The organism is Streptomyces mangrovisoli (genome assembly GCF_000974985.2).
Taxonomy (GTDB): domain Bacteria; phylum Actinomycetota; class Actinomycetes; order Streptomycetales; family Streptomycetaceae; genus Streptomyces; species Streptomyces mangrovisoli.
In genome coordinates this window covers 73,801-83,075 of record NZ_LAVA02000073.1, presented here as the reverse complement: position 1 = coordinate 83,075, position 9,275 = coordinate 73,801, and the positions used below count along the sequence as shown (strand labels likewise).

Genomic DNA, 9,275 nt, shown 5'->3' with positions numbered 1-9,275 from the left:
CCCATGGCGCGGCGCAGCTCGTAGCGGAGGGGGCGGAGGGGGCCGGGGGCCGAGCGGACGGGGATGGGGGGCGGGAGGGGGGAGGGGGGGAGGCCCCCCGAAGCTTCATCGAGCGAAGCGGGCTCGGAGCCCGGGGGCACATCAGCGCCGGCGTCCGCCTCAACAGCAGTCCCGGTCTCGACCGCGGCCCCCGTCTCGACAGCAGTCCCGATCTCGGCGGCGGTCCCGGTCCGGCCAACGCCCTCGGGCCCACCAGCGGCACCTGCCTCTCCCACGGCTCCCGCCTCGGCGATCGTGCTCGTCCCGGCAATCGCGCCCGTCCCGGCATCGGCGTCAGCGCCAGGGCCAGGGCGAGGGGCGTTCTCCGGCGCGGTGAGGGTGTCGTCGGGGGCCGTGTCGGTGCCTTGGGGCGGAACGAGGGTGGAGTTCGGGGCATGGATGGAGGCCCGCGCGGCCGAGGCGGTGGGCGTCCGGGCTTCTTCTTCCTGCGCGTTCTGCGGTTCTACGGCGACGTTGGCTCCCATGTCGCCCACCTCGTCGGCGAGTTGGTGGACGAGGATGCCGTGCCGGAACGCCGCCTCGCCGATGTCGGCGCACGTACTGCCGTAGACGGACAGGCGGTTGCCGTCCTCGCGTACGACTTCGACGGAGCGCCGTTCGGTGCGGGCCTCCTTGGTGAGCAGGTGGGCCAGGCGTGCGGCGTGCGGGCTGCGGACGGCGACGCGTGGGCGCAGCCGGGTGCGGGCGAACTCGCGCACCTCCTGGTCGGCGGCGAGCCTGCCCTGGTCGAGGGTGACGACGTGGTCCGCGACGCGGGCGGCTTCCTTGGGGTCGGCGGTGGTGAACAGGACCGTGCCGCCCTGGTTCGCGTGGGCGCGCAGTGTGTCGTGCAGCCACTGGCTCTCGCGTGCCGAGAGGCCGTCGGCGGGGTTGTCGAGTACGAGGGTGTGCGGGTCGGGCAGCAGTGCGGAGGCAAGGCCGAGGCGGCGGTCCATTCCACGGGAGAGGGTGCCGAGTCGTTCGTCGCGGAGGCTGATCAGGCCGATCGCTTCGAGGACTTCGTCGGCTCGCCGTGCGGGTGTGCCCGCTGCGGCGCACAGCATGCGCAGGTGTCCGCGTACGGAGCGGGCCGGGTGGCCCGGTACGTCGCCGAGGAGTACGCCGACCTCGCGGGCGGGGTGGGTCATGCGGTGCAGGGGCCGACCTCTGAAGTAGGTGATTCCTCGGCCCTGTTGGAGTTCGAGCATCAGTCGGAGTGTTGTCGACTTGCCCGCGCCCGCGGCTCCGTGGAGGGCGGTGACATGGCCGGCGTGCGCCTCGAAGGAGACGTCGTCGACGGCGGGCGGGTGCTCCTTGCGGGAGTTGCTGGTCAGTCCGATCGCCTGGATCACCCGAAGCAAGATAGCGCGCTATGTCCTGTTTGTCGGGTATAGCGTGCCGTGCTGCGCATCAAGGTGGCCGGGAGTCGCCTCACACTTCGGGGCGCAGCATGGGCGGGTTGAGCAGGGTGGCTCCGCCGGCTCGGAACAGTTGGGCGGGCCGGCCGCCCTGGCGGGTGGTGGTGCCGCCGGTGGGGACGAGGAAGCCAGGCGTCCCGGTGACCTTGCGGTGGAAGTTGCGCGGGTCGAGGGCCACTCCCCATACCGCTTCGTAGACGCGGCGCAGCTCGCCGACGGTGAACTCGGGCGGGCAGAACGCCGTGGCCAGGGAGGAGTATTCGATCTTGGAGCGGGCGCGCTCGACTCCGTCGGAGAGGATCTGCGCGTGGTCGAACGCGAGCGGTGCGACCGGTTCGCCGTCGCGGCCGTAGCCGCCGTGCTGGAGCAGTTCCTCGACCGGTGCCCAGCGCGCGTTGCTCGCGTCGCCGCCTGCACGGGGTGCGGGCAGGTCGGGGGCGAGGGCGAGGTGGGCGACGCTGACCACGCGCATGCGGGGGTCGCGCTTGGGGTCCCCGTAGGTGGCGAGTTGTTCGAGGTGCGCGCCGTTGTCCTGGGCGGGGGCGGCGGGTTCGTGGGCGCGCAGGCCGGTCTCCTCGGCCAGTTCGCGTGCCGCGGCCTGGGACAGGTCCTCGTCGGCCCGCACGAAGCCGCCGGGCAGCGCCCAGCGCCCCTGGAACGGCGACTCTCCCCTGCGTACCGCCAGCGCGCACAGGGAGTGGCGGCGCACGGTCAGCACGACCAGGTCCACGGTGACGGCGAAGGGCGGGAACGCTGACGGGTCGTAGGGCATGCCGCGATCATAGTCGTCTGCTTGACGATAAACACTCCCTTCGTCGGTCGCATCGGTGGCTGATCCACTTCGTTGCGTCATGGGCCTGACGGTCGGGTCGGAACGATCCCGGCCCGGGTCGCCCGTCGGCGGCCGCTGGGGACGTCACACCTGGTCAGAGCCTTAGTTGCAGTTCGTCTGCGGCTTCCTCGACGAGGGCGAGGCCCTGTCGGCTCACGCGCACGGCGAAGGGGGCACCGCAGACGCGCAGGTCCGAGAGGGCGATCTCCCCGAGGGGGGCGGACCGCAGTGGGCGGAGGGTGACCGTGCGGGCCGGTGCGTCGGGTCTGATGCCCGCGACCGAGGTGAGCAGCAGCACCCCCGCGGCCGCGGCGCCGGCCGACGGGCGGCAGGCCGCGGGGTGCGGCAGGGGCCCACCGCTGTCGTCGCGCTGTCGTCCCGCGTACATCTCCGGCAGCCGGTGGTCGAAGGCCTCGGCCGCGGCCAGGACGCCGTGCAGCAGGGTGCTCGCCTCCTGCTCGTGTCCGCCGGCAGTCAGGCCGGCGACGGCGATCGCCGTCTCGTGGACGCGTACGGCGCCGGAGCGGTGGCCGAACGGATTGAAGCCGGGTTCCTTCGCCCCCAGTCCGCGCAGCCCCCACCCGGAGTCCATGGCCGGTCCGGCGAGCAGCCGGGCGAGCTGTGCGGTGCGGGACTCGTCGAGCAGTCCGGGCGCGTGGCGGCCTTCGCCCAGAAGTCCGGTGTCCAGCAGGTGTGCGGTCTGCGCGGTCAGGTGCGACAGGAGGCGGCCGTCCGGGGTGCGGGCGGCCGCGGGGCGGCCACCGCCGGGGTCGTCGAGCCAGAAGTCCTCGTGGAAGGCGGTGCCGAGGTGCCCGGCCCATTGCCGTAGCTCCTCGGCGCCTGGTCTTCCGCAGGTGTCGAGGAGGTCGGCGCCGAGCAGGGCGGCCCGGTGTGCGTGGGCCTGTGTCTCGCAGCGCACGGGCCCGTCGGGCTGGGGCTCGACCAGATAGGTCCCGTCGCCCACGGTGCTGCGCAGCCAGGCCAGGCAGCGTTCCGCCGCGGGCAGCAGTTCCTCCGTCTCGCGCTCCGGGAGGCCCCAGCGTCGGGCCTCCGCGAGGAGGATGGGAAAGAGCAGGGTGGCTTCCGTGCCCGTGCAGCTCGGCGGGAGGTGCGTTCCCGCGTCGCGTCGCGGGCCGGGGATCATGCCGGAGCGCCGGTCCTGCCCCTGGATCTGGGTGCGCGCCAGGATGCGCAGGGTGCCTGCGGCGAGCCGGGTGCCGAGGGGCAGTGCCATCCGGGCCGCGGCGAGGGCGTCGGCCGGGGCGAGGCCGCAGCGCCACGGCGCGCCCGCGGCGAGATACACGTCGGCGGGACGGGTGAGGTCGCGCAGCAACAGGGCCCGTACGTCCTGCACGCTCCTGCGCAGCAGCGCGGCGGGCGTGGGGTCGTCGCAGGTGGCCCGCGCGGGGGCGATGGGGCTGTTGGCCGTGTGGCCGACCGCGCGGGCCGTGGTCGGAGCGGCGCTCTCGGACCGCACCCGTAGTTCCACGGTCGCGGTGCCGCCCGGTGGCAGTTCGAACTCCCAGCGCAGGAGTCCGGCCGCGGCCAGCGCGTCGGCCGGTGCCGGCCGTGCCGTGACGGCCGCGTGGGTCGTGGCGCGGGACCAGCGCAGGCCGCCGTCGTGGACGGTGGCGGGCAGGTCGGGTCCGCTCCGGCCGGCGGCGATGGCGGCCAAGTCGCCCAGGTCGGTGCCGAGGGCGACCTCGACCGGGAGTCGCACCGGCCTGGTCGCCGCGCTGCGGAGGGTGATGTGTTCGGTGCCGTCGGCGTGGCGGGTGCGTTCGACGACGATGTCCGGGTCGGGCTGTCCGACGGGGGACGCGCGCACCGTGCCCACGAAGTGTGCGGTTGCGGCGTCGGTCGTCGTGGCGCGGACGGTCAGGGGTTCGCGGCCCGCCACCCGCAGGCGGCAGCGCGACAGCACGCGGCGGCCACCGCGGTAGAACCCTTCGAGGCCCTGACCGGTCAGTTGCCCGTGTGCCGCCGAGACGACGAGGCCCGGCAGCGCCACGCAGATCATCGCGTCGTGCAGGGCGGGGAGGTCGAGGGGACGGGGTGGCGCCGGCTTGCGTCCGGGCGTGCTCGGTGGCGGGAGGACAAGGGACCGTGGGGACGCGGACGGCGGCCTCGACTGGGCCACGGCCGCATGGTCACCGGCGCCGGTGTCGGGCGGAGTGGACTGGTGCATGGACGGCTTCTCCTGCGCGCTGTGCGCCTCTTGCGGGTGCGGGACCCCACGAGAGGGATCCGCCTGGGAGTTGTGCGCTCGGCAGTACGTGCTGGTCACGCGCTCCGCCACACAGGTGAACGGGTCAGAACGGGGCCGAGTAACGCGCCGGAGGGTGAAGCCGACCGAATGGCGGCGGGGCGCCGGCCGCACGGTCACTGGTCGCCGTCGGCAGGTTCGAGGCGTGCGGGCGTCGCACCGGGAGGGGTGGCGCTGCGCGAACGGGGGGCGGGTGCGGTCGCGCCGCGCGGGCCGGGAGCGGCAGGTGCGGTGGGGTTGTGCGTGGCAGTGGCGACGGGAGCGGTGTCGCCGCCCGTGTCGGCCGGGTCGGAAGTCGTGCCGTCGCGTCGTGGCGCCGCCTTTCCGGTGGGGCCCTTACGGCCGCGGTACGCGGCGCGCGGCCTGGCGCCGTCGCCGGTTTGGGACTGTGCCGCCTGAGCTCGCCGTGCGCGGGCTCCGCTCTCCCCGCTGATCGAGGGACGCTGCCCGCGTCGACGGCGGGCGGCGGGGACGGGAGCGGGAATCCGCTCGGGCCCAGGGCCGACTTCGGGCTCATGACCGTCTACCGGCTCACGACCGTCTACGGACTCAAAGGTGAGGACGTATTCGGGCTGGGGGCCACCGGGACCGTCCTCGGGCCCAGAAGCAAAGGTGCCTTCGGGCTCGGGGGCGAGGTCGCCCTCGGGCCCGGGGAGGAGGTCGTCCCCGAGCTCAAGGTCGCGGCCGTCCTCGGGCTCAATCTCAGGGCCGTCCTCATACTCAGGGGCGAGGTCGTCCTCGGGTTCGCTGAGTGGGTAGGAGTCGGCTTCCGAGTCCATGCCGGTCCCGGATCCTTCCCCGTTCGCCCTGTCCGTTCCGGAGCCTCCGGACGCCTGTGCCCGCAGACAGCGGCGGATCGACTCCGGGTCCAGGCCCTCGTTGCACGCCTGGTGGAGCAGGCGCGCGAACAGGTAGCCGGGGTCGGCGCCGAGGGCCATGGCCAGGGCCTCGCGTGCTTCGAGATCGTCACCGGTGGACCAGGCGACCCAGCCGGCCAGGGTGAGCGGTGCGGCCGCGTGCTCGCCGTAGGGTCCGACGCAGCGGCGGGCGAGCGCGCGCCAGAGGCGCAGCGCGGGGCCGGCCGTCGGTCCTTCCATCCACTCGGCGGCGCGGTCGCGGGTGGTCCGGTCCTGGAGGCCGAGGACGAGTGCGGCGGCCTCTTCATGGGTGAGCAGTTCGTCGTCGCGGAGGTCGGCGAGGAAGGTGCCGGAGACCGGCGGCGCCTCGGCGAGGCGGTCCAGGACGCGTTCGGCGAGGTCCAGGGTCTCCCGTGCCACCTCGGCGCGGCTGGTGTCCTCGATGATCCGGGGGACGAGGGTCATGCTCACGGTGTCGAGCACGATCTCCTGCTCCAGTGCGGCGGCGGTCTCGCAGGGTTGGAGGCGGGCCCGCAGTTCGCTGAGGGTGCCGCGCACCTGGAGTCCCGCGTAGGTCGCGGCGGCGGCGAGGACGGAGGTGCCGGGCAGGCCCATCGGCGTGCCTTCGGGAGGGCAGCATCCCGTGCTGGGGCAGCAGTAGGACCAGAAGCGCCCGTCGGATACGCACAGTGCCTCGATCACGGGCACGTCGAGGCGGCCGCATTCGGTGCGCAGCAGTTGGGCGAGCGGGCGCAGGCGTTCCATGACCTCCTGGCCCGTCTCGCCGCGGGCCGGTTCGTGGCAGACGTACGCGACCATCTGTGCCGGGCGGACGCCTCGGCGTTCGCTGCCCGTGACCAGGCCGTGGGCCAGCTGGCGGGCCGCGGCCGCCCAGTCCTCCTCGCCCACGGGGATGCCGAGCCGCGCCCGGCCGCCGAACCGGCCGCGGCCGCCGCGGTCGTGGAGGGCAACGAGGACGATGCTGTCCTCGGGGCGGTAGCCGAGGAGGTAGGGGAGGGCGTCGGCCAGTTCGGCCGGGGTGCGGAGGGTCACCTGGTGGGTGCTGTCGTGTCCGGGGTATGCGGCGCAGGTGACGTGGTCGGCGGAGTCGATCCGGTCGAGGGCGGCGCGCGCGTCGTCGACGACGGAGCCGGTGAGTTCGGTCGAGGCGCGCGGCTCATCAACGACCGAGCCAATGATTTCGGCCGAGGCGTCCGCGTGCGCCGAGCCGATCCGGTCGACGACGGCCTCGACACCCGCCGTACCGTCCGGACGCCCCGAGCCCATCCGGCCCGCCACCCCGTCCGGACCCTCCGAGTCCCTTCCGCCCGCCGCCCCGTCCGGACCCTCCGAGTCCCTTCCGCCCGCCGGCTCGTCGATGCCCTCCGCACCAACGCCGCCCGCCATACCCTTCGCACTCTCCGAGCCCATCGGATCCCCCGTCCCGTTCCTGTCCGTGGAGCCGGCTCGATCGCCGTTTTCGGCGGGTTCTGCCGTTTCGCTGTGGTTCGTCATGCGCCGACGATCTCGCGGATTCGGATGTTCCGGTTGAGCCTGTGGATAAGTACGGGCAAGGACACGACAACGGCGGCGCGGTGCGCTCGCTTGTCCACAGGCGCGCCCGGCTGTCGGTGGAGTCCTGTTGTATGGAACGCATGGAGCACACGAGTAACGCGGACCTCCGCACGCAGGCCGACGCCGTACTCGCCCGGCTCGTCGGGGACGGAACGGGCACCGCCCGGCTGCGCGAGGACCAGTGGCGGGCGATCGAGGCGCTGGTCGCCGAGGGGCGCCGGGCCCTGGTCGTCCAGCGCACCGGCTGGGGCAAGTCGGCCGTGTACTTCGTGGCGACCTCGCTGCTGCGGGCCGGAGGCAGCGGGCCGACCGTGATCGTCTCCCCGCTGCTCGCGCTCATGCGCAACCAGGTGGAGGCGGCCGCGCGCGCAGGCATCCACGCCCGGACGATCAACTCGGCCAACACCGAGGAGTGGGAGGCCGTCCGCGCCGAGATCACCGCGGGCGAGGTCGACGTCCTGCTGGTGAGTCCGGAGCGGCTCAACAACCCCGACTTCCGTGACCAGGTGCTTCCGGAGCTCGCGGCCGCGACCGGGCTGCTCGTCGTCGACGAGGCGCACTGCATCTCCGACTGGGGTCATGACTTCCGCCCCGACTACCGGCGGCTGCGCACGATGCTCGGCGACCTCCCGCCGGGCGTGCCCGTGCTCGCGACCACGGCCACCGCGAACGCGAGGGTGACGGCCGACGTGGCGGAGCAGCTCGGCACGGGTGGCACGTCGGACGCGCTGGTGCTGCGCGGTCCGCTGGACCGGGAGAGCCTGCGGCTCGGCGTGCTGCGGCTGCCGGACGCGGCGCACCGGATGGCGTGGCTGGCGGACCATCTCGACGACCTGCCAGGCTCGGGCATCATCTACACGCTCACCGTCGCGGCGGCGGAGGAGGTGACCGCCTTCCTGCGCCAGCGCGGGCACACGGTGGCGGCCTACACGGGGCGGACGGAGAACGCCGAGCGGCAGCAGGCGGAGGACGACCTGCTCGCGAACAAGGTCAAAGCCCTGGTCGCCACCTCCGCGCTCGGCATGGGCTTCGACAAGCCCGACCTCGGCTTCGTGGTGCACCTCGGCTCCCCGTCCTCCCCCATCGCCTACTACCAGCAGGTGGGCCGCGCCGGACGCGGTGTGGAGCACGCCGAGGTGCTGCTCCTGCCGGGGAAGGAGGACGAGGCGATCTGGGAGTACTTCGCGTCGCTCGCGTTCCCGCCCGAGGAGTTGGTGCGCCGCACCCTGGACGTGCTCTCCCACGCGGAGCGCCCGCTGTCGCTGCCCGCCCTGGAGCCGCTGGTGGAGCTGCGCCGCTCACGTCTGGAGACGATGCTCAAGGTCCTCGACGTCGACGGGGCGGTGCACCGGGTCAAGGGCGGCTGGGTCGCGACCGGCCGGCCGTGGACGTACGACACCGAGCGGTACGCGTGGGTGGCGCGGCAGCGCAAGGCCGAGCAGCAGGCCATGCGGGAGTACGCGACGACGGCGGAGTGCCGCATGGAGTTCCTCCAGCGTCAGCTGGACGACGAGGGCGCGAAGCCGTGCGGCCGCTGCGACAACTGCGCGGGGGCCCGCTTCACGGCGGACACGTCGACGGGGTCGGTGGACGCCGCCCGCGCGGATCTGGGCCGGGCCGGTGTCGAGGTGGAGCCGCGCCGCATGTGGCCGACCGGGCTGCCGGCGATCGGCATCGACCTCAAGGGCCGTATCCCGCCCCGCGAGCAGGCGGGCGCGGGCCGGGCCGTGGGGAGGCTCTCGGACATCGGCTGGGGCAATCGGCTGCGGCCGATGCTGGCGCCCGGGGCCGCCGACGGACCTGTTCCGGACGATGTCGCGCGGGCCGTGGTGGACGTCCTCGCGGGCTGGGCGAAGGGGCCGGGCGGCTGGGCCGCCGGCGCGGACGGGGCCCCGCCGCGCCCGGTGGGAGTCGTCACCATCGCCTCGCGCACCCGGCCCCGGCTGATCCGCTCGCTGGGAGAGCACATCGCGCAGGTCGGCAGGCTGCCCCTGCTGGGCGGCGTGGAGTACGGCGGCGACGCGCCACCGATGTCGCGGAGCAACAGCGCGCAGCGCCTGAAGGCGCTCGACGGGGCTCTCACGGTGCCGCCCGCTCTCGCGTCCGCGCTCGCCGGGACGCCGGGCCCGGTACTGCTCGTGGACGACTACACGGAGACCGGTTGGACACTCGCTGTAGCCGCCAGACTGCTCATGGGAGCGGGCGCCGAGGGCGTGTTGCCGCTGGTCCTGGCCGTGCAGGGCTGACCGCCCGACCGCCGGGCGCCGCGAAGCGTCTCAAGGGCTGTC

5 protein-coding genes are annotated in these 9,275 nt (G+C 74.1%); 1 reads left to right on the top strand and 4 read right to left on the bottom strand.

Features of this window, described 5'->3' with window-relative positions; genetic code table 11:
- The 4 genes from WN71_RS42925 to WN71_RS42920 form a co-directional block, all read right to left on the bottom strand.
- Window positions 1-1,391 (bottom strand): ABC transporter ATP-binding protein (locus tag WN71_RS42925; RefSeq protein WP_240529787.1); only part of this gene is annotated, 1,391 nt, incomplete at its 3' end.
- 79 nt (window positions 1,392-1,470) lie between these two features.
- Window positions 1,471-2,229, bottom strand: a complete 759-nt coding sequence (locus WN71_RS27765) for an NUDIX hydrolase (protein WP_046591636.1) — start codon at window positions 2,227-2,229, stop codon at window positions 1,471-1,473.
- A 154-nt stretch (window positions 2,230-2,383) separates the two neighbouring features.
- Window positions 2,384-4,309 carry a glycogen debranching N-terminal domain-containing protein gene (locus tag WN71_RS27760; RefSeq protein ID WP_046591635.1) on the bottom strand — a complete coding sequence of 642 codons (1,926 nt, stop codon included), beginning with the start codon at window positions 4,307-4,309 and terminating at the stop codon, window positions 2,384-2,386.
- 362 nt (window positions 4,310-4,671) lie between these two features.
- Entirely contained in the window at window positions 4,672-6,699 is a 2,028-nt protein-coding gene (locus tag WN71_RS42920) for a DUF4192 domain-containing protein (protein ID WP_338058703.1), read from the bottom strand.
- Window positions 6,700-7,067: 368 nt separating this feature from the next.
- Between WN71_RS42920 and WN71_RS27750 the strand changes: the two genes are divergently transcribed.
- Entirely contained in the window at window positions 7,068-9,233 is a 2,166-nt protein-coding gene (locus tag WN71_RS27750; RefSeq protein ID WP_046591649.1) for a RecQ family ATP-dependent DNA helicase, read from the top strand.
- Window positions 9,234-9,275 lie beyond the last annotated feature (42 nt).